This is a genomic window from Sphingomonas sp. P3_C6 (assembly GCF_056402595.1).
The window spans coordinates 87,143-107,133 of the sequence record NZ_JBFUHB010000005.1 but is presented as its reverse complement, the minus strand read 5'-3'; the positions used below and the strand labels follow the sequence as shown (position 1 = coordinate 107,133).

The window sequence follows — 19,991 nt, the reverse complement described above, 5'->3', positions numbered from 1 at the left end:
GCCGCCCTGAGGCGGCCGATCCCTAATGCGTGGTGACCGACTGGGTCGCGGCGATCATCGTTCGGGACAACGCCCGATAGGCTATGATCCAGGCCCGCTTCACATCGGGGGTGAAAGCGTCACCCAGTGCGTGCTCCAGCGTCCAGATGAGGGTATCGCCCACGACCGGATAATGCTCCGGGACGACGCCGTAGTCCTCGTGCCGGCGAGCAAGATCCTCGATCGCCGGCTTGAGGGCATTCAGCCGGTGCAGGCCGTTGACCACCATGGCCAGCATCTGAACCAGCTTCTTCGACTGGGGCGCGATATCCTCAGCGAACAAGGGACGAAGCTCGGGATGGGTCTCGAACAGCCTCGCGTAGAACATCGCTCCGATCTCGTCGGCAATCGGAGCGATGCTCTTGAGGCTAATCTGCACGAGAACGATCGTCTCGGGGGTCATGCCTGCCTCAGAATTTGACGGCGAGCGTCGCGCGCACCGAGTTGCTGGAGGAGCCAGACCCGAACTGGCCACCGTAAGAGAGACCGAAACTGATCTTCTCGCTGAGGTTCACATCAGCGCCCAGATCGACGACCGCTGCCTCGCGTGTCACCGGCACGCCGGCGATGCTGAACGAGGCACCGTTCGCAAAGGCCATCGGCGCATCGGGAGTGAGGTCCCCGAAGGCATGCCGCCAGCCTGCCGATCCGCGTAGCTTCAGCGTCGTGCCGCCACCCAGGTCGAAGCGCGACACGCCGCGCAGGCCGAGTGTCGAGAAGGTGACGTTCGTCTGCCCACCCTTGCCGGAAAGCGCCGCCGCTCCGCCCTTCTCCGTGAAGCGGTTCGAAGACTGGTCGACATAGGCGACATTCGCGAAAGGCTCGAGAGTGGCCTTGCCGACCGGCAGGGCATAAGCAATCTCGCCGAACGCTTGGGTCGTCCGCGCCTGGTAGTCGCTGCTCAGCGCATCCGAGAAGCCAGCGAAGTTGACCGTCCGCGTCGCCTTCACGTCGTGCAGCGTATAGCCTAGGCCGGTCCGGAAGCTGAACTGACCAAGCTGGGCGCCGCCATAGGCGCCGACATGGTAGTTGTCGCTTTCGCCATGCGAATTGCGGCCGGCGTCGTTGAAGGTCGAGTGGCTGTAGCCGCCGACGAACCCGACCCGCACGCTGGAGCCCACCATGCCGTCAGCGCCCATCAGGATGCCGCTGTCGTCATGCTTGAGGGTGGCGGCATTGCCGTCGCCCTTCAGGCGGCTGCGCTGCCCGAAGCCGCGACCCCACACCGAGACGCTGCCATCGGTCGTTCCCGACGCCGCATCGATCGTACCGCGCAGGCGATCGAGCATCGATTCCCGCACGATCCGGCTATCTTCGATCATCCCGCTCGCCATCGAGGCGTGGATCTCGCCGGAGAGCTGGTTGAACGCGGCCTGTGCTGCGGCATCGCTCGGTAGGTTCGCAACCGCGCCGACCAGCACCGAGCTGAGCGGCAGGCTATCCAGCCCTTGGCCCGTGGCCTTTTCATTGGCCGTCATGCCCGCTGCCGCGAAAGTCTTCGTCTTCGCGACATCGAGGTAGACGCTATGCGCGTCGGAACCAACGACCAGGCCCATGAAGTTGGTGAGCTTGATCGTGTCGAAGCTGAAGCCACCGGTCAGCGCACCACCCGCCTTGATGATGTTGTAGTGGGTGCCCAATACGTACGGTACCGCGTCCGTCTTGATCACGCTGAGCTGCGCGCCGTTCGCGATGTTCACCGAACCTGCGACGTTGAGCAGATCCGACTGCCCCAGACCGTTGAGCTCGACCTGATAGATAGAGCCGCTGGCGAAGCTGGCATTGCCGGCGACATTGAGCGTGCCGATCGAGTTGCCGGGCGCGACGATCGCGCCGGACTGCGCAGTGAGGCTGCCGATGACGCCATTGCCGCCAAGGGTCGCGCCAGCGCCGACGGTCACCTGCCCGCCGGCCAGCAAACCGTTGACCGCAAGACGGCCGCCCTTGACGTTAACCGCGCCAGCAAACCCGCCGGAGCTGCCGGTAAGGTTGGTGTTGCCGGCAAGCTGGTTGATCGTGCCGGCACCCGCCATGTTGGTGCTGAACAGATAGTTCGAGCTGGTGTGGTTGAAGTTCACCACGCCGCTGCCGTTGCCGAACTGAAGGCTGGCGGCGTTGAGCGTGCCGGCCCCGACAGCGGCCGAACCGTTCGCCGCCCCGATATTGAGCACACCCGTCGATGACGCGCTGCTCGCCAGGGTGAACGTGCCCCCGACGGTGACCACGCCATTGTTGGCGATCGTGAGGGTGCCGTCTCCGAACTGGCCGATCAGGGCCTGGCCGGTGTTGGTCCAGCTAGAGCCGGCCCCATCGACCCGTACCGAGCCCGCGACCCCGACATGCGACGCGACCGCCGCGACATCGTTTCGCACCGACCCGCCATTGGTGATCGACAGCGTACCCGCACCCAATCCGCTCACCGCGAGGTTGGTATTGACCCAGGAGGAGCCCGTGCCATCGACGCTGACCGTGCCGCTCGAGCCGAGGCCGCGGCCGATAAAGCCGGTCGCGTTCGTGACAGCGGCGCCGTTTGAAATCGCGAGCGCGCCCGTTCCGTCCGCACCGATCGTCAGATCGGCGATGTTGGTCCAGGCCGAGCCCGCGCCGGTTACCGCGACCGTCCCACTGGAACCCGCCGAGGCGCCGACGATGCCCTCGCCGCCGCTCACGACCACGCCCTTGTCGGCGATGGTCAGCGATCCCGTCCCGCCGACGCCGATCGCGATGCCGAGCGCGTTGTTCCAGGTCGAGCCCGCGCCGCTTACCGTTGCGGTGCCGGTCGAGCCTCCCTCGAAGCCGAGATAGCCCGCCTTGCCGCTGACCTTGCCGCCATTGGTGATGTCGAGGCGGCCGTTGCCGCCCTGACCGACCGAAAGGTTGCCGATATTGGTCCAGGTCGAACCTGCCCCGTCCACCGTCGCCGTCCCGGTCGAACCGGTCTTGAATCCGATATAGCCGGCGTCGTTCGAGACCGCGCCGCCGCTGGTGACATGCAGCGTGCCGGTGCCGAGATTGCCGACCATGAACGTGCCGCTATTCACCCATTTCGAGCCTGCACCGTCGACCGTCGCCATGCCGCTCGAGCCGGATGCCGCCCCGACGACGCTGCCGCTGCCGGCGCCGCCATCGGCGACGATGCCGCCATTGGTGATGCTGAGCGTGCCGGTTCCGCCGACACCGATTCCGACGGTGGTCGCCTGCCAGATCGAGCCTGGTCCGGTAACGCTCACCGTACCGGTCGAGCCCGCTCCGAAGCCGACAAGGCCCGTCAGATTGCTGACCGCGCCGCCATTAGTGATCGCGAGCGCGCCCGAGCCGGCGGACCCGATCGTCAGATTGCCGGTGTTGGTCCAGCTCGATCCCGGGCCGTCGACGGTCGCGGTGCCGCTCGACCCGGCGAAGTAGGCCAGGAACGCTTCGTCGTCGCTCAGAGTCGCGCCGTTGCTGACGGTCAAGCTCGCGGTGCCTCGCGCACCGATGATGAGCGGTCCGGCGCTGGTCAGCGCCGAGCCGGCGCCGTCCACGGTAACGGCGCCGCTCGACCCCGTCTCGACGGCGGCATAGAAGGTGCTGCTGCCGAGCGTGCCGCCGCCCTTAACGGCCAGTCCGCCCCCGTTGACGACGACCGAGCCGGTGAACGCGCCGGAGTTGCCCGTCAGGTTGGTCGTGCCGGCCCCGGCCTGCTCGATCGCACCGTTGCCGGAGATCGCGCCTGCGAAGGTCACGGCATCCGCGCGGTTGAAGACCAAAATGCCCTTGTTGAGGATGTCCCCGGCGATCGACCCGGTCGTCCCGCCATTGCCAAGCCGCAGCGTGCCGCCGCTGATCGTCGTGCCGCCCGTATAGTCGTTGTTGCCGGTGAGGATCAGCGTGCCCAAGTCGGTCTTGTTCAGCCCGCCGGTGCCGGTCAGTGCCGAGCCGATCGTCGCGGTGAAACCGGCGCCCGCTGCCGAGCCGTCGCCTACCCGGATGATGGAGCTGGCATCCGCAAGCGTGATCGGCGCGCCGGTAATCTGATAGCCGTCGCTGGCGAACTGCATGCCGGTGACCGCAATGTCTCCGGCGCTGGCGTCGGCCGTTACCGTTCCGGCCGTGCCCTGGAAGATCGCGAACCCGGGCTGGGGATGCATCACGCCATTGGTGGTGCCGTTGAAATCGGTCCAGTTGGTCGAGGCCGCGCTCCAGACGCCTGAGCCACCATCGACAGCATTGTTGTTGGCGGAGCCGGCTGCGTCACCGTCCCAAAAGCCGAGGTTCGGAAGCGAATTGTTGACCAGATTGACCTGGCCCGCGACCGCGGTTTGGACGAGAAAGTCGCTCGCCGTCGAGCCGATGGGGGTCGCGCCGATATCGAGGCCATTGTCGGTCAGAGCGCCGCCATAGGTCATCAGGCTGTAGACGCCGGGGCCGAAGGGCGTGCCGGCCGTGACGTTCAGCGTGCCATCCAGCGTCAGATCGGCCGCGACATCGAACAGGGCAGCCCCGCCCGGGGTGTCCAGCGTCACATCCACGTTCGCGCCGCCCGCGAGGGTGAGCTGCTGCATCGAAAGCGTCTGGCCCTGGAGGCCGCTCAGCGTGCCGCCCGTGGCGATCGCCACATGGCCACCGATCGTGCCGTAGCCGCCCAAAATGCCGCCGGACTGGACATCAATCATGCCGGTGCCGAGCTTGCCGTCGACCAGCAGCGTGCCGCCGGTGACATGCGTGTCTCCGGTGAAGCCGCTGGAATCCGCGGTCAGATGGGTGACGCCGGTCTTATTGTTGATCGTGCCGAGACCATTCACCGCCGCGTCGAAATTATAATTAGTGCCGGCGTGCTGGAAATTGATCTCGCCGGTGCCCGAACCGAACTGGACCTTCGTTGCGTCCAGCGTGCCCGGCACGGATCCAAAAATGTTCAGGACTCCGGTCGAACCTGCAGTCTTCGCTAATATCAAATCACCGCCGATAGACACCTTGCCACCGTTCGTGAGCCTCAGCAGACCGTTACCCGCGTCACCGACGACCATGTCTCCGCTGACGTCCCAGCGTGATCCCGCGCCATCGACATACGCGGACCCGTTGGAATTTACGGATAACCCGACGGTGGCGTTCGCACCCGCGACCGTAGCGCCGGTGACCACGTGGCCGCCGGCGAAGATCGACAACTGGGCCTGGCCATTGACGCCGACGATGGTCGCGCCATCGTTAGTCCAGGTCGAGCCAATGCCCTCGATTTTCACGAAAGCATAAGAGGCGACATTGGACAGTGCCAGGGCGCCGAGGAAGTCGCGAACCTGGCCGCCGTTCAAGATGTCGAGCGTTCCGTTACCGCTATCGCCGACGACGAGGAAGTTGCTGGTCCAGCTCGAGCCGGGACCATCGACGGTCACCTTGCCCTCCGAACCCGCAACCGCGCCGATCGTGCCCTGCAGATTGCTGACGGCGCCGCCGTTGGTGATGGCCATCACGCCGCTGCCGAAGCTGCCGATCGTCAGGTTATCGCTGCCGACGAAGGCCGAATTCGTGCCATCGACCGTCATCGTGCCGACAGCGCCGACGGAGCTCCCGACCCCGGCAAATCCTGCGGTCACCTTGCCGCCATTCGAGATATTCAGCGTCCCAGAACCTTCGTCGCCGACGTAGAGGCTGCCCGTGTTGGTCCAGGTCGAGCCGGCGCCGGTCACCAGCACGGTACCGGTAGATCCGCCTTGCGCCCCGATCCTGCTCAAGTTCGCGCTGACGGATCCTCCGCCCGCCACGGTCAGCGTGCTTCCAATGTTGTAATATCCGACATTAAGTTCGCCCGAGTTCGACCAACTAGAGCCTTGGCCCGTCACGGAAACCTGACCTTGACCGAAGGCACCGACGGTGCCGTTTCTGTCTGAGACTTTACCGCCATTCGAAATATCGAGGACGCCATGCCCTCCTGACGAGCCAATTGTGAGGTCGAGACTATCGGTCCACGATGAACCCAGACCGTCCACCGTCACCACACCGGTCGAACCTGTCTGGAATCCGACGGTTGAGCCGACGCTTGTGACAACCGCTCCGTTCAAAATTTCGAGGTGGCCTTGGCCAGAACTGCCGACAGCCAAATTGCCCGTGTCTGTCCATTTGGAGCCAGCGCCCGTGATCGTGACCTTTCCATCAGAACCTGCGTTCACACCAATGAAGCTAACGCCGCTACTCAGTTGTCCGCCGCCGGAAACGGTCACCGTGTTTCCAATATTGTAGTAGCCGACATTAAGCTCGCCGGAGTTCGACCAGCTCGAGCCTTGGCCAGTCACGGAAACTTGACCTTGACCGAAAGCGCCCACGGTCCCGTTTCTGTCTGAGACCTCACCGCCATTCGAAATATTGAGGACACCATATCCTCCGGACGAGCCAAGTGTGAGGTCGAGACTATCCGTCCAGGATGAACCCAGACCATCGACCGTAACCAAGCCCGTCGAACCTGATTGGAATCCTATCCCCGAACCGTGACTTGTAACAGTAGCGCCGTTGACAACGTTCATCACACCGTCGCCGGAGCTTCCGACAATCAAATTTCCGTCATTCTTCCAGGTCGAACCAACACCGGAAACGGTCGTCGTGCCCTTTGATCCAGCGACGTCGCCAATTGTTGCAGTAGCATCGGTGACCTTGCCGCCATTGGAAATGTCCAGCACACCGCTGCCCGCGCCACCAACAGTCAGGGAACCACTATTGGTCCAGACCGCGCCCGCGCCACTGAGCGCCACATAGCCGAAGCTACCGGCTTTTGCGCCGATCATGCCATCGGTGTTGCTGACCGTGCCGTTCCCGATGCTGAGGTTGCCGCTGCCGAAATTGCCGATGATCAGGCTGCCGCTGTTCGTCCACTTCGACTGCACCAGGCTGAACGCGGCGGCACCCACATCGACGGACCCATTGGAACCCGCCTGGTCGCCGATAATGCCCTGATTGCTGGTGAGCGTTGCGCCCGCTTCGATGAAGAGGCCGTTGCCGTCACCAGCGGCGGTTTTGCCAATCGTGATGTTGTGCACGACGGCATCCTTGCCCGCACCAACCAGCCGGGCATCTTGCCCGGTGGGGTTGTCGATCGTCACATCGTCGGCCGCGGTCGGCACGTGGGTGGGCTCCCAGTTCGACGCGTCCATCCAATTTCCGTCTGTGCTGCCCTTCCACTCCTGGGCCTGCGCAGACGGCGTAAGCGCCAGGCCCACAAGCGCCGTCGAAGTCAGCGCCAGAAGCTTGAAGGCCGATTTCCGACCCGTGTTGTTGCTCATGCCCATGTCTCAAAGCTCCCGCTAAAACGAAAATTCGCCAATGTTGGGAGGGCTATCGCACTGGTTTTTTGGTTCGTCTTGGACAGGGACACGTGGTTTTTTGGACGGGGACACGCGTTTTCATTTTTTTCGATCCGGCGACGCGAAATCGCCACCAAATTCAGCTGCTCAGGAGCTTTGCCAGACGGCAAATCCGTCCGAAATCAGGACTGGAATCGTTCCGAAACAGGCGATTCGCGACGTCGGGCAGATTTGCTCATCAGCGCTATCAACACGGCGTTCGAACGCGCTCGGACGGCAAGAAGCTCGCCACCCGCGGCGGCGAGGAGGCGATCCTAGTGGGCGGTCGCGCCAGCCTGCAATTGCGCAGCGGCGCCGCTCGCCGATCCCCCGAGCGGCGTGCCGATATCGGCGACCAGCCTGACAAGGTCAGTCTGCCGCTTGGTGCCGGTCTTGGCGAAGATGCGGCCGAGATGGGTCTTCATGGTGTTGTCGCCGATCCCGAGCGACAGGGCCGCCGCCGCCGAGCCCATGCCGCTGCCCACCTTCAGCAACACCCGCGCCTCCGCCGGTGTCAGGTCGAACAAGGTGATCAGCACGGCTTCCGGTAGCGGCGAGGCCGATGTCGTGGTCGATACGAACACCGCGGCGCACGCCGGCCGGAACGCGGCGCGCGCTGTGCCGTCGGTGAGCGGAAGCACATAGGCCACCGCCGGCGGCTGGCCGGCGGCCGAGATCGGCAGGCCGATGCCGCGCGACCCGAGCGATCCCTCTGCCTTGGCGGCGCCGGCAATCGCCTCCAGCAGCGCCCTGCCCGCCAGCTGGTTCTGCGCCTGGAGGATGCCGTTCCGCGACTGGATGGGACCGGTGCCCGACAGCATCGCCTCGGCATTGCCGTTGGCATAGAGAATGGCGCCATCGGCCGCGGTCAGGACGACCGGTGCCGAAAGCCCCTCGAGCGTCTCGCGGTAAAAATGCGCGGTCACCCGCGCCTGGTCGAGCAGGTCGCCGATCAGCGACGCGCGGCGCAGATGCGGCGAGAGCAAAGTCAGGAAAGACTGTTCCTCGGCCGAGATGATGTCGCGGTTGGCGTAGATCGACGTGCCGAGCAGCCCGATCCGGTCCTCGGTATGGACGAACTTGACCATGCAGCCCTCGCGGAGCCCCTGCGGTCCGGCCCAGTTGCGGTAGAAATTGGTCTGCTGGAGTTGGGCCTCGCTCATGCCCGACAGCGTGGTTATCGGTGTGTCGATATCGCCGACCACCGCTTCCTTCAGCCCGGGAATATCGTCGAAGCCATAGTCGCGCTGCAGGATATGCATCTGGTCTGCGTCCCAGGCCGACTGCGCGGCGAAGCGGCCATGACTGTCGTTCGAGCTGGCCAGGGCGATCGTCGTATAAGCGGCGTCCACCGATCGGGTTATCCGGGTGCAGACACTGGCCCAGCCGTCCGGGCTCAAAACACAGTCATAAATATCGCCGATGATCGAGGACAATAGGTCGTTACTCAGCCCCGTCATCGATCGCCTGCCCGTTCACGTCTGAGAGTCTTGATGCCAGCCGAGGTGTGACAAATCAATCAACGGTCGCTCCAGACGCGGCCTGAAACCTCTCCTCCCCCATCGCGCCCCTTTCCGCGAAATCTCCAAACGTCACACTTTCGGGTGACGACGCTCGCGCGTCCGCACGGGTACACGCGGACCATCGGTCGGTCCTCGCGGAGGACATAGCGCCAGCCTGGATTTCCCAGGGCTTTCAAGTGCGCACGGGAACGCACCCGCCGTCCTGACGGCGGCAAGACGCATGACTTCGGAACGAGCGGTTTCGAGCAAAGAAGGGGGGCTAGCCGTGCAGAGACAGATCTTTTCATCCGCAGCCCTGCCGGAGCATCTGAGCCACAAGGCGCGCTACGAGCTGTGGCGTGACATACATTATGCCAATGTCACGACGACTGAAGTCGATGTGTCGGACTTGCCCTTCGAAGCCACACTCGAGGCGCTCGCGCTCGGCCCCCTTACCTACGCGAAGATGTCGGGGACGATCAACCGCGTGGTCCGCACGCCCCACGCCGTCCGCACCGACACCGAGGACAAATATTGCCTCGTCCTAAATCTCGGCAGTTCGCTGATCGGCGGCACCTACAAGGGCAGGGATCTCGCCATGACCACCGGCAGCGCGTTCCTAGACGGGACGCAGCCCCAGGAGTTCACCGGCGGCGCCATGAACACCTGGGTCAATGTGACCCTGCCGCGCAAGCTGCTCAACGACACCTTCGCCCGGATTGAGGACAAGCAGGGCTTGCTCATTCGCTCGGACAATGAAGCGCTCGGGCTGCTGCGCAACTATCTCGCGATGCTCGATGCGACGCCGCTGCCGCCCGGATCGCCGTTGCTCGACCATGTCTCGACGACGCTGATCGATCTCGTCGGCCTGGCGACCGGCGCCAAGGGCGAGGAAGCCGAAGTCGCCGGCCTGCGCGGCCTGCGCGCAGGCCGGCTCCAGGCAATCCTGAACCAGCTGCGCAGCAACTATCGCAACCCTGCCCTATCCGCGCCGCTTGTCGGCTTGCAGCTCGGCCTTACCGGCCGCTACGTGCAGGAATTGCTGTCGGCGACCGGGCCGACCTTTGCCGAACGGTTGCTCGAGCTCAGGCTGCAGGATGCGAAGTCGATGCTGAGCGATCCGCGTTTCATTGGACGGCGCGTCGGCGACATCGCCCTCGACGTTGGCTTCAGCGACGTTTCCTACTTCAATCGCACCTTCCGCCGCCGCTTCGGCTGCAGCCCTGGTTCGTCGCGTTGAACGCGGTCGGCGTCTCCGCAATAGCGGGCCAGTACCGCGGCATGATATGCGCCTGACGTGCCGTCTCCAGCCCCACCCGCGCCTCTTCCGCGCCAGCTACAGAGCGCAGACATGACGGTCCGACGGTGATCCCCCAATTCTATCTGCTCGCCGTGCTCGCGATCGCGCTTCCGGCGGCGTTCATCGTCGTGCTGCCGCGGCGCTGGCTAATACTGGCGTTGCTCGCATGGACGGCCTCGCCCTTGGCCGCGTTCGTCGCCGTGGTCGCCTGGGAAGCACTGACGCGCCCTGACGTCAGCCATTCGTTCGAGGACGTGCTTCTCGGCTTCTCGCTGATCAGCGCGATCTTCATCATCCCCTGGACGATCATCTGCGCGCTCGGCTTCTCGATCGGCTTCGCGCTGCGTCGACTGATCCGCGGCCGTCAGCCCGGCGACACACCGTCCGCGGATCACGGTGCGCCACCATTTGTCGCGCCGACGGCTTTCCAGACGGCAGCGGCGGCAGCGGACGCACCCCCAGGCTTCGAGGCAGCGCTACCGATCGCCGCCCGTGACCGCTCGTCCGACACGGATGCGTGGCGGCAGGCGCATATCGGCTTCGAGATGGACGATCTGAAGATCGGGGGCCTTGGCGTCTGGAGCAACGCCTGGCGCAGCGTCGGCACGCCGCCGCTGCGCCTTCCCCACCCCGCTTATCCCGAACAGCTGCATGACTATACGGTCCAGGAGATCGCGGAAGGATCGACCCTTGTCCGCTTCGCGGTGAGCGAGCTCTCCAACGGGGTATGGGGCTTTTACGTGCCCCGACATCCTGCGCTCGATACCAGCGCATTCTCGATCGATCGCTCGCTGCGCTACGAGCAGCGCCACGGCGAAAGGGGGGCGGGCCAGCCCGATACAGAGAGGAGCTGGGCGGTCCTGAGCGATGCCGCAACCGGCCGCGCGCTGGTCGATTGCGCCGCATGGCCGGAAAGCCGCATCACCGGCAACGCCGATGGCAGCCTGTTCCTGCGGCTCAAACAGGAAGACGGCGAGACACTGTTCCGGATCGATCCGACCGTCTGGATGTTTCGTAACCAGGGGGAGAACGGCACCAATTGGCCACTTCTCGAACTCGCCGATACCGTCGAGCAGCTGCGCCGCGCTCCCACCCTGGGCCCGGCCGGCCCACAATATCGCCACATCTCGCCGGACGGGACGATCCGGGTCGATTCCGAAGCTGTGGAATGGGGCAACTCGCACTGGGTCTATACGCCGCGCGTGACCGACATCGCGAGCGGCCGGGTCGTGCTCGATCTATGGGGCACGGACTGGGACGCCACGATCGCCTGGCCCGGAAACCGGCGCGTGTCGCTCGATTTCCGGCGCTATCATTTCAGCGGCGACCTCACGATCGAGCTCGATCTCGAGAACGATATCTACCGCATCGTCCGCGAGCCTGGTGCCACGGCGGAACTCCCGTCCGGGCCCCTGAGCGAGGCTGCGGATGCGATGGAAGCGTCCGGCCGGCGGGTTGCGGCCTGGGCGGCGAAGCATAACGCCAGTCGACCGGTCCGGGATACCCTCGGCAAGCCCCATCCCTTCGCGGCATGGCGTACCGCGCTGGTCATCCTCCTGGTCGCTGTCATCCTCATTGCGGTCGCGACGACACTTTCGATGAACACCGGTCCGCTACGCGATCCCGATGCCGACCCCGCACTGCTCCGGCCGATCCCCGAACCGGACCTGTCGTCGTCGGACCGAATGCGCGCAGCCGTCGTGACCGTGAACAGCACCATGGAAGCCCCGGTACGATGAACTGGTACAAGGTCCTCTTCGCCTTCGATCTGCTGGTCCTGCTGGTGCTGATCTATTTCTTCGCCGATGGCCTGCGCTACAGCGCACCGGGAGCGATGCCGGCCATATGGCTGCCAATCCTCGCGGTGCCTATCGCCATGTTGGCCGGAGCCTGGGCGCTGCGCAGCAACGGCAAGAACAAGCTGGCGATGGGGCTCATCCTCCTGCTCGCAATCCCGCCTGCGCTGTTCTCCCTTTTCTTCGGCCTGCTCCTGGCAGCCAATCCGAGCTGGCACTGATGCAGCCGCGCCTTCCCTCCGACCCGATCGGCACCAACCCCGTCGCTGGCACCGCGCGCGCCTATCCCGTCGCCACCCCCGTCAAGGTGCTCGCCGTCCTGCACATCACCTTGGGATTGGCTGGCCTGGTCGCGGGAGCGGTCACAATTGCCAGCTTCTGGGCGATCCCCGGGCGGTTCAGCGACATCGTCCTGGCCTTCGCCATCCCCATCTTCCTGTTCCTCGCGATCTTCCTGTTCATCCCCAGCCTCTTGGGCGGGATCGGCCTGCTGCGCGGCAGGGCGTGGGGCCGCATCGTCATCCTGATGCTGTCCGGGCTGATGATGCTGATCTTTCCGATCGGCACTGCACTCGGCGGCTTCGGCCTGTGGGCGTTGCTCCGCCGCCCTGCACATTCGGCTCTGCCACGCCATTTCGAGGGCGCCACCGACGCGCCACGTATTCCCCTGAATTATGCAGCGGCGACAGTGCCGCTGCTGGTTGCGCTCGGCGCGGGCGCGATCGTCCTTATCGGGGTCCTCTCCCGCTTCCAGGAGAAGCAGGCGCCGATCCTTATCGAAGACACCTTCCTGGGCGCCGCCATCGTCTTTCCGCTCGCGCTTCTCCTTGCGGCGGCGGCCGTCCTCTACGCGCATCGGAGAAGCGCATGATGCGACTGTTCGCTACGGTTACCCTGCTTGCCTGCGGGATCGTCGCAGGCAGCGCCGGCATGGCCAGTGCCGTCCCCCCAGGCGCTGGCCATGCAGGATGCTTGATCGCTGCGCATCTCGCCGATCCCGATCCCGCCGGTACCAATGTCCGCGCGGGCCCCTCTCCAAATGCCCCGATCGTCGCACACCTCCCGCAGCATCGCAGCATTGGCGACGACACCGTCGCCCCGGAGGTAGAGATCGTCGGGTTCGTCAATGGCTGGGCGAAGGTGCGGCGCGTCCGCTTCGCCGATTATGGTGCGGGCGAGACCGTTCTGTTGGAGGGGCAAGGCTGGATCTCGGGCAAGCTCCTTTCCGGGACGCTGCAGGCTGGACTGCGCGCGGGGCCAGCTAGCGCGAGTGCGCCCCTGGCAATCGCCGACCCGGAGGAGGCAGTCGTGGAAGCGATCGACGATTGCAGCGGCCAGTTCGCCCATGTCACCGTTCGGTTGGGCGACGGGCGCCGGATCTCCGGCTGGACGAACCGCCTCTGCGCCAACCAGGTGACGACCTGTACCTGAGTCGCGCGGGTGAGTGGGATGCCTGGCCCGCGCGCCATCTGACCGTACGAAGCGGTCGGCCGGCGCGCGCGCAGCAATGTGCATTTGTCGCACCCGTCAGCAGGATCAAGGCGACAGCCGATGGCCGAAGCGACCGCGCGGCCGCTTCGGCCAGACGATCAGCCGCGGCGGGCATCGAAGCTGAAGCGTCCGCCACCGAAGGCGACGACGTGCAGCAGGCCCCCAGCCATCGCGATGTTCTTGAAGAAGTGGAAAAACTGGTTCTGATCGCCGAGCGCGCTGTGGAAGAACACGGCGGTGACGAGCGCGTACAGCACAAACACGCCGGCGACGGCACGGGTGCGATAGCCGAGCAGCAGCGCGAGACCGCCAACGATCTCGACGAACGCTGAAAGAACGAATGCGACCGAAGGGAGCGGCAGGCCAACCGACTGGATGTAGCCGATCGTCATCGCAGGCGCTGCCAGCTTCGACATGCCCGACAGGAGGAAGATCGCGCTGATCATCGCGCGTCCGACGACGGGAACGACTGTAACCAGCGAACTGGAAGCGGCCGAAGGCGAAGTGCCGGCGGCATAGGTCTGGGTGTTCATGTCACTATTCCTTACTCTTGGGTTAAGTGGGGACGTGTCTGGACATGCCAGGTCACACTGCCGATCCGGACACGGCCCGGCAGTACGAAGGGATCAGAGAGTCGCTCGAAGCGCCGCCAGTCGTAACGGTCGCGCCAGTAGGCGATCAGCGCCTTGGCCTTGTCCAGCGGCACGCCCTGCGACCAATCAGCCACCGTCTCCCTCTCCGGGAGGCGTGCCGTTGTCAGACGCCTCTTCAGGTCGTCGATGGCGCCTTGCGGCACGTGCACTCGGAACGGCACTATCGCGGACGTGGCAGAAGCAAGAACAGGCGTCGCGTCTCGGGCCAATGCCTCGGACGACAAGCCGCCGAGCGTTGCGATCGCCAAGCCTTCGGCCAGACCGCGCAGGGCCAATCGCCGCGACGGCGATTCCAGATCATCGGAAAACGGTTGCGGGACCATAAGATGCCTCCTTTGCAAGAGAGCCGCGCTCGCGGAGCGGTCGGGGGTTGGGCTGGGGGTCAGCTCGCGGTCTGACCGCTGCTGCGGCGGAGCTCGTCAAAGTTCTCGTCGAGAAAGACGTAGAGAGCGCTTATCCTGCCAGCGCGGACAGTGATGACGTCCCAGCCGGTATATGCGGGCGCGTCCCCGCGTGGCCCCGAACTCCAGGCCAACCGGCCGGCGTCGTGGAGCACCTGCGGCGCGCCCAGAGGTGTGTAGACGTAGTTCGGGTGCGTCGCGCGGAGCTCGCCGGCGAACTTGTCGATGGCTTCGTGCCCGACGATCATGCCTGGCGGAACGTAGAGGACGCCATCCTCAGCCCATAGTTCGTCGACCGCGGCGCGGCGACGCGCGTCGTCGCCTTCGCCGAAGACCTCCTGCAGATTGCGGTCGAGCAGTTCGCGGACCCGGTCCGCGGATTCGGTGGTCTGTTTCATTCCGATTTCTCCTTTGGGAAAGCCTGAGCCTCGACGGCGGGATCCCGCCGAGGCCGATGACAAGACGAAAGTCGTCAGATCTGCGCTTGGCCGCCGTCCACGAAGAGCTCGACGCCGTTGACGAAGCTCGCATCGTCGGATGCGAGGAACAGCACCGCCTTGGCGACCTCCTCGGGCTGACCGACACGGCCGGCCGGGATCAGCGCCGCCAGATAGTCCTTTGTACCCTGGGCCCGCGCGCCGCCGCCGAACAGTTCGTCCAGTCCGGCCGTTTCCGTGACGCCCGGGCTCACCGCGTTGACGCGGATGCGACGGTCCTTGAGGTCGAGCATCCAGTTGCGGGCGAAGTTGCGAACGGCCGCCTTCGTCGCCGAGTAAACGCTGAACGCCGGGGTGCCCGAAATGCTGGTGGTCGAGCTCGTCAGGATGACCGATGCGCCGTCCTTCAGCAGCGGCAGCGCCTTCTGCACGGTGAACAGCACGCCCTTCACGTTCGTGTCGAAGGTCCGCTCATAGTGCTCCTCCGTGATCGAACCGAGCGGGACCATCTCGCCACCGCCGGCATTGGCAAACAGGACGTCGATCTGAGCGTGCTTCTGCTGCACTGCATCGTAGAGTCGGTCGATATCGGCAAGATTTGCCGTATCACCGCGGACTGCGGTAACCCTGCCACCGATCTGCTTCACGGCCGCGTCGAGCGCTTCCTGACGACGGCCGGTAATGAAGACCGAGGCACCCTCGGCCGCAAAGGCCTTCGCCGCGGCAAGGCCGATGCCACTCGAACCACCGGTGACTACCACTACCTTGTTCTTGAACTGATCCTTCATCGTCATTCTCCTCACGTTCGGCGAAGCGCCGGTGTGCCACCTAAGTGAATGATGAACGATGATCCTTGTAGTGGGTTAAATTAGCACTTAGCGTTCTACCAGAGGAACGCTGATGCGCATTGATCTGAACGACTATGGCTATTTCGCGGAAGTGGTGGCGCATGGAGGCTTCGCTGCTGCGGGGCGGGCGCTGCGAGAACCGAAGTCGAAGCTTAGCAGGAGGATCGCCGGGCTGGAGGACCGGCTGGGTCTCCGGCTGATCGAGCGGTCGAGCCGTCGCTTCCGGGTGACGGATACAGGCCAGGCATTCTACGAGCGATGTCGCGCGATGCTCGCCGAAGCGGAACAGGCGGAAGCGTTGGTCGTGCAAGCGCAGGCCGAGCCCCACGGACGCATCCGCTTCAGCTGTCCGACCGGAATGCTCGCGCCAATCTCGGGTCTGATCTCATCGTTCCTGTTACGCTTCCCCAAGGTGCGCGTTCAGCTCGTAGCCACGGATCGCGCGGTGGACCTGATCGACGAGCGCATCGACCTGGCGCTGCGCGTTCGCGGCAGCCTCACATCCGACGCCGCCCTGACCATGCGCTCGCTCGGCATATCCACTCGCATCCTCGTCGCCAGTCCCCAGATGGCCAGCAAAGTGGCCGACATCGACCACCTCGCAGTCCTGCCCGCGCTGGCGACCAACGACGCGGCAGACGATCTCGAATGGCAGTTGGAGGCGGACGACGGCCGCAAACACGTCGTTCGCGTGCAGCCCCGCATGGGATGTGAGGACATGGCGACCGTACGCGACGCGGCGATCGAAGGTCTCGGCGTTGCAATCCTGCCGGACCACGTCTGTCGCGAAGCGTTGGACGCGGGAAGACTTGTGCGGGTGTTGCCCGCGTGGCGTGGCTTGCAGGGGATCGTTCACCTCGTTTTCACGACGAGACGCGGCCTGCCGCCGGCGGTGCGCGCGCTGATCGACCATTTGGCAGCCAATTTTCCGCGGGAGGATCTGGTGGTCTCCGCGGTCGAGCGAAGAGGCGATCATCGCGAGCGCGGATAGCCTGGAACAACGGTCATTACTGAAACCGCTCGGTCGATCTGCCCAATGAAAGCGAATGTTGCACCTTGAACCGCGCCGGGTTTGCCGAAGGCTCTACAACTCCTGAAGAGGTGGGGCCTGTACGAGCAAGACGACGAACAAGTTTGCGCCCGAGGTAGGCGCCCGAGCGGTGCGGATGGTGTTGTATCACGAAGCCGATCATCCCTCTCGGTGGGCGGCCATCGTGTCGATCTCAGAGAAGATAGGTTGCGTTCCGCAGACGTTATTTAAGTGGGTGAGAAGGCTGAGGTGGACAGCGGCAAGCGTGCCGGTGTTCCCGCCGAGATGGCTGATCGCCTAAAGGCACTGGAACGCGAGAACCGCGGGCTGCGCCAGGCCAACGAGATACTACGTAAAGCATCTGCATATTTTGCCCAGGCGGAGCTCGACCGCCCGTTCAAGTCAAGCGGTCGCGCGTTCCGCCGACCGCAGAGCAAGGGCCGCGGCAAAGGTCTGCAGGTGCTCGATCATACCATCGGCATTGGCGGGGTTCATGAATTCGCTGTGTCGGACGTCCATCTTGACCACATCGACGTCATCGAACAGCCGATCCCAGCCGAGATAGGGGTAGATTGCGGGATCGAAGCGCCCTTCGTTGGAGAGGAAGAGGCTGAGGCGCCCAGCCACGGGGCCCTCGGGCACACCCCGAAACAGGAGCACGCGCGCGTGACGCGTAATCTCTCGCCGCAGCGATACTTCGAGCCCGGTGCGACCCACCAGCCGGATGAAGCTCAGCAGGTGGCTCGCGAGACGATGTCGATCGCCGTTCGCCAGCCAGGCACCCAGCTTCCGGACGCTGTCGTCCAGAGGATGCGGGCGAGAGGAGCGTGGCTTTTGCCCCAGCGCCCTGCCCCGCGCCCGCGCCGCGAGCGGGTCGTCAGGTACGCTGTCGAGCACTCCGATGAAATCCACCGCTACTCCTCGCGCCATGAGGCGACGCGCCGTCTCGACGGCGATCTTGCCGCCGAAGGAATTACCCAGCAGCCACACGCCCGGCAAGGGCTTCGGGCCGATCCGTTCGACGACCGCAGAGACGATCCGGTCCAGCAGGCGCTCTCGATCGAAATCGCCATTGAACCAATCGCCGCCCCACCGATAATCGGCGATCATCGGCGTAAAATCCCGGCTGGCACGGCGGGCGAAATCGGCGATCACGACGTCGCCGCCGAAAACGCCGGGGCATAGCACCAGGATCGGACCGCCGTTCGTGGGTTCCGGAGCGCTCTCCATCAGACGGGCCGTCAGCATCGCCGGCGTCGTCCGGAAATCGAGCACTTCCCAGTCGATGAGCCGATCCAGCCGCCGCTCGAGTTCGACGACGAGGTTCAGTCCCTTGAGCGAATCCCCGCCGACGGCCTCGAAGGTGGCGCCGGCATCGAAGCTGCCGGGCCCGAGGATCCGTTCCCAGCTTTCGCGCACTACCTGCTCGATACCGGAAACGGGCAAGCGCGCGTGGTCCGGAAACTCCGCGGAAACGCTGGCGCGGGCGCGCTGCTCATCCTCGCGGCCAAGCTCGCCCAGGTCCGGCTTGCCGCTGGGCAGGCGCGGAAGCGCGTCGCGGGCGATCAGTTCGCTCGGCCGCATGTGCGCCGGCAACCGTTCCGCGCACCAGCGCGCGATCTCGGCAGGGTCGGCGGACGCGCCGGCTTCAGCCACATAATATGCGACGATCGCGGGATTGGGCCCGGCACGAACGATCACGGCGGCCTCAGCCACGCCGCGGCTGGCAGCCAGCGCGGCCTCGATCTCGGCCAGATGGACCGTGTTGCCGCGAATCTTGGTCTGCCGGTCCTTCCGGCCCACGAACTCGAGCAGGCTGCCGGGCAGCAGTCGCCCCATGTCACCGGTATGGAACTCCCGCGCGTCCGGCAGGATCGCCGATTGCTTGAATCGCTCGGCCGTCATCGCGGGATCGCACCAATAGCCGAGCGACAGCGAGGGGCTCGACACAACGATCTCGCCGAGCTCGCCCGGCGCGACCTCGGCACCTTCGTCGTCGATCAGTCGCACTGGCGCATCGGCGCGCGGATAGCCGACGGGCACGAGCAGCCGCTCGATGGCGATGTCATGATCCGGATACCAGGAAGCGTAGCTATAGGTTTCGGTCGTGGCGAGATCGATGCAGAGCCGGCACTCGGCCGGGAAACATCGCCGGAACAGCTCCACGTCCGATTGCTGCACCCGATCCGAGATCAGGTGGACGAGGCGCAATCCGCGCAGCAACCGATCGGCGGCGGCGCCGACGGGCTCGCTGAACATCGCCCGAAACAGGCCTGGAATGATGTGAAGCACGGCGACTTTACCATCGGCGAAGATGCTCGCAGCTCTGGTCAGACCCTGCGAACGCACATCGACGACGACGAGCCGGGCGCCGGCGGCAAGGCTGCCGTAGAGGTCGCGCGTGGCTCCGCTGACGCTCGGGGAATAGATCAGCGCAACGCCCTCGCCGCGCTGCAGCCCCGCGCGCCAGCAATGCCGCAGCACCTCGTAGAGCACGGCCCGCTGGCTCTGGAACACACCCTTCGGACGGCCCGTGCTGCCGGAAGTGTAGAAGATGGCCGCAAGGTCGTCGGGGGTCGCGGTGACGCGGAAGGTTGCGCCCTCGCACGTGTCGAGCGTCGGCATCCGCACCCTGGGTATGTCGGGCACGCTGTCGCGCATCGCAGCGGCAGTAGTCTCGTCGACGATCACCGCGCTCATCCCCGCGCGCGACGCAATCTCCGCATTGCGCGCCGCTGGAAAACTGGCGTCGAGCGGCACATAGCAGATGCCACGCGCGAGCAGGCCGAGAATCGCCGCAACATAGTCGGTCGATGGCGCGAGCAGAATGCCGATGGGGCGGCCGGGTACCGCAAACGGCGCGGCGAGCTCGCCAACGCGCCCGGCGAGCCTCGTGAGCTCGGCATAGGTCAGCGCGGTGGCCGCGTCCTGTACGGCGATCGCCGTGCCACGATCGCGCGCGTGACCGGCGACGATCTCCGCGAGCGTCGTGGCAATCTCCGCGGGCGTGCCGGCCGGCGTGGGTGCGGAGGAGCCCATATCGGCTTCCGATGGTCCGGTGATCATCGGGCGATCTTTCGATGCGTCGGCATTGGCGCGGTCTGTTCGAAGCGGCCATGCGCGGCGCGTCGGAGCTCCGTTCGAATCAAAGGCAATTCCAAGTTCACGTGCCCAAGGGTGTGAA

Annotated in this window: 14 protein-coding genes and 2 pseudogenes; 7 read left to right on the top strand and 9 right to left on the bottom strand. The window is 65.2% G+C overall.

Annotated elements, in window-relative coordinates; genetic code table 11:
• Positions 1-22: 22 nt before the first annotated feature.
• From AC1DT7_RS08180 to AC1DT7_RS08165, 4 genes and pseudogenes are all read right to left on the bottom strand, one after another.
• Complete coding sequence (locus AC1DT7_RS08180) at positions 23-442, bottom strand: globin family protein (RefSeq protein ID WP_478035435.1); 420 nt, start codon at positions 440-442, stop codon at positions 23-25.
• Between the two features lie 7 nt (positions 443-449).
• On the bottom strand, positions 450-5,750 hold the full coding sequence (locus AC1DT7_RS08175; RefSeq protein ID WP_478035535.1) for an autotransporter domain-containing protein: 5,301 nt from the start codon (positions 5,748-5,750) through the stop codon (positions 450-452).
• A 15-nt stretch (positions 5,751-5,765) separates the two neighbouring features.
• Positions 5,766-7,160, bottom strand: a pseudogene (locus tag AC1DT7_RS08170) (hypothetical protein); the annotation flags it as partial.
• A gap of 464 nt (positions 7,161-7,624) precedes the next feature.
• Positions 7,625-8,701, bottom strand: coding sequence for a helix-turn-helix transcriptional regulator (locus tag AC1DT7_RS08165; protein ID WP_478035434.1), 1,077 nt, complete (start codon positions 8,699-8,701; stop codon positions 7,625-7,627).
• A 436-nt stretch (positions 8,702-9,137) separates the two neighbouring features.
• Between AC1DT7_RS08165 and AC1DT7_RS08160 the strand changes: the two genes are divergently transcribed.
• The 5 genes from AC1DT7_RS08160 to AC1DT7_RS08140 all read left to right on the top strand — a co-directional run bounded on the left by AC1DT7_RS08160 (position 9,138) and on the right by AC1DT7_RS08140 (position 13,378).
• On the top strand, positions 9,138-10,091 hold the full coding sequence (locus AC1DT7_RS08160; RefSeq protein ID WP_478035433.1) for an AraC family transcriptional regulator: 954 nt from the start codon (positions 9,138-9,140) through the stop codon (positions 10,089-10,091).
• A gap of 125 nt (positions 10,092-10,216) precedes the next feature.
• The gene (locus AC1DT7_RS08155) at positions 10,217-11,890 is read left to right on the top strand and encodes a hypothetical protein (protein ID WP_478035432.1); all 1,674 of its coding nucleotides are present in this window, start codon (positions 10,217-10,219) and stop codon (positions 11,888-11,890) included.
• A complete protein-coding gene (locus AC1DT7_RS08150) occupies positions 11,887-12,168 on the top strand; it encodes a hypothetical protein (RefSeq protein WP_478035431.1) in 282 nt (93 codons plus the stop codon). Before AC1DT7_RS08155 ends, AC1DT7_RS08150 begins: the two co-directional genes overlap by 4 nt.
• A complete protein-coding gene (locus AC1DT7_RS08145) occupies positions 12,168-12,818 on the top strand; it encodes a hypothetical protein (RefSeq protein WP_478035430.1) in 651 nt (216 codons plus the stop codon). Before AC1DT7_RS08150 ends, AC1DT7_RS08145 begins: the two co-directional genes overlap by 1 nt.
• The gene (locus AC1DT7_RS08140; protein WP_478035429.1) at positions 12,815-13,378 is read left to right on the top strand and encodes an SH3 domain-containing protein; all 564 of its coding nucleotides are present in this window, start codon (positions 12,815-12,817) and stop codon (positions 13,376-13,378) included. The genes AC1DT7_RS08145 and AC1DT7_RS08140 overlap by 4 nt, the downstream gene beginning before the upstream one ends.
• A gap of 158 nt (positions 13,379-13,536) precedes the next feature.
• Here AC1DT7_RS08140 and AC1DT7_RS08135 read toward each other — a convergent pair whose 3' ends face one another.
• From AC1DT7_RS08135 to AC1DT7_RS08120, 4 genes are all read right to left on the bottom strand, one after another.
• Positions 13,537-13,971: a DoxX family protein gene (locus AC1DT7_RS08135; protein ID WP_478035428.1), complete on the bottom strand. Its 435-nt coding sequence runs from the start codon at positions 13,969-13,971 to the stop codon at positions 13,537-13,539.
• Positions 13,972-13,982: 11 nt separating this feature from the next.
• Positions 13,983-14,414 (bottom strand): epoxide hydrolase N-terminal domain-containing protein, encoded by a 432-nt coding sequence (locus tag AC1DT7_RS08130; RefSeq protein ID WP_478035427.1) that lies wholly within the window; start codon positions 14,412-14,414, stop codon positions 13,983-13,985.
• 59 nt (positions 14,415-14,473) lie between these two features.
• The gene (locus tag AC1DT7_RS08125) at positions 14,474-14,890 is read right to left on the bottom strand and encodes a nuclear transport factor 2 family protein (protein ID WP_478035426.1); all 417 of its coding nucleotides are present in this window, start codon (positions 14,888-14,890) and stop codon (positions 14,474-14,476) included.
• Between the two features lie 74 nt (positions 14,891-14,964).
• The gene (locus tag AC1DT7_RS08120; protein ID WP_478035425.1) at positions 14,965-15,717 is read right to left on the bottom strand and encodes an SDR family NAD(P)-dependent oxidoreductase; all 753 of its coding nucleotides are present in this window, start codon (positions 15,715-15,717) and stop codon (positions 14,965-14,967) included.
• Between the two features lie 112 nt (positions 15,718-15,829).
• Here AC1DT7_RS08120 and AC1DT7_RS08115 point away from each other — a divergent pair, with 112 nt between their 5' ends.
• Together AC1DT7_RS08115 and AC1DT7_RS08110 are read left to right on the top strand one after the other, a co-directional pair.
• On the top strand, positions 15,830-16,768 hold the full coding sequence (locus AC1DT7_RS08115) for a LysR family transcriptional regulator (protein ID WP_478035424.1): 939 nt from the start codon (positions 15,830-15,832) through the stop codon (positions 16,766-16,768).
• Positions 16,769-16,943: 175 nt separating this feature from the next.
• Positions 16,944-17,211, top strand: a pseudogene (locus tag AC1DT7_RS08110) (transposase); the annotation flags it as partial.
• Here AC1DT7_RS08110 and AC1DT7_RS08105 read toward each other — a convergent pair.
• Positions 17,210-19,846 carry an AMP-binding protein gene (locus AC1DT7_RS08105; RefSeq protein ID WP_478035534.1) on the bottom strand — a complete coding sequence of 879 codons (2,637 nt, stop codon included), beginning with the start codon at positions 19,844-19,846 and terminating at the stop codon, positions 17,210-17,212. The pseudogene AC1DT7_RS08110 and the gene AC1DT7_RS08105 overlap by 2 nt on opposite strands.
• Positions 19,847-19,991: the final 145 nt, after the last annotated feature.

What these genes read in the sequence shown, in the direction of transcription:
- AC1DT7_RS08150 (WP_478035431.1), top strand. Translation starts at nt 11,887, where the DNA reads ATGAACTGGTACAAGGTCCTCTTCGCCTTCGATCTGCTGGTCCTGCTG.
- AC1DT7_RS08140 (WP_478035429.1), top strand. Translation starts at nt 12,815, where the DNA reads ATGATGCGACTGTTCGCTACGGTTACCCTGCTTGCCTGCGGGATCGTC.
- AC1DT7_RS08120 (WP_478035425.1), bottom strand. Translation starts at nt 15,717, where the DNA reads ATGAAGGATCAGTTCAAGAACAAGGTAGTGGTAGTCACCGGTGGTTCG.
- AC1DT7_RS08130 (WP_478035427.1), bottom strand. Translation starts at nt 14,414, where the DNA reads ATGGTCCCGCAACCGTTTTCCGATGATCTGGAATCGCCGTCGCGGCGA.
- AC1DT7_RS08145 (WP_478035430.1), top strand. Translation starts at nt 12,168, where the DNA reads ATGCAGCCGCGCCTTCCCTCCGACCCGATCGGCACCAACCCCGTCGCT.
- AC1DT7_RS08135 (WP_478035428.1), bottom strand. Translation starts at nt 13,971, where the DNA reads ATGAACACCCAGACCTATGCCGCCGGCACTTCGCCTTCGGCCGCTTCC.
- AC1DT7_RS08105 (WP_478035534.1), bottom strand. Translation starts at nt 19,846, where the DNA reads ATGGGCTCCTCCGCACCCACGCCGGCCGGCACGCCCGCGGAGATTGCC.
- AC1DT7_RS08115 (WP_478035424.1), top strand. Translation starts at nt 15,830, where the DNA reads ATGCGCATTGATCTGAACGACTATGGCTATTTCGCGGAAGTGGTGGCG.
- AC1DT7_RS08125 (WP_478035426.1), bottom strand. Translation starts at nt 14,890, where the DNA reads ATGAAACAGACCACCGAATCCGCGGACCGGGTCCGCGAACTGCTCGAC.
- AC1DT7_RS08180 (WP_478035435.1), bottom strand. Translation starts at nt 442, where the DNA reads ATGACCCCCGAGACGATCGTTCTCGTGCAGATTAGCCTCAAGAGCATC.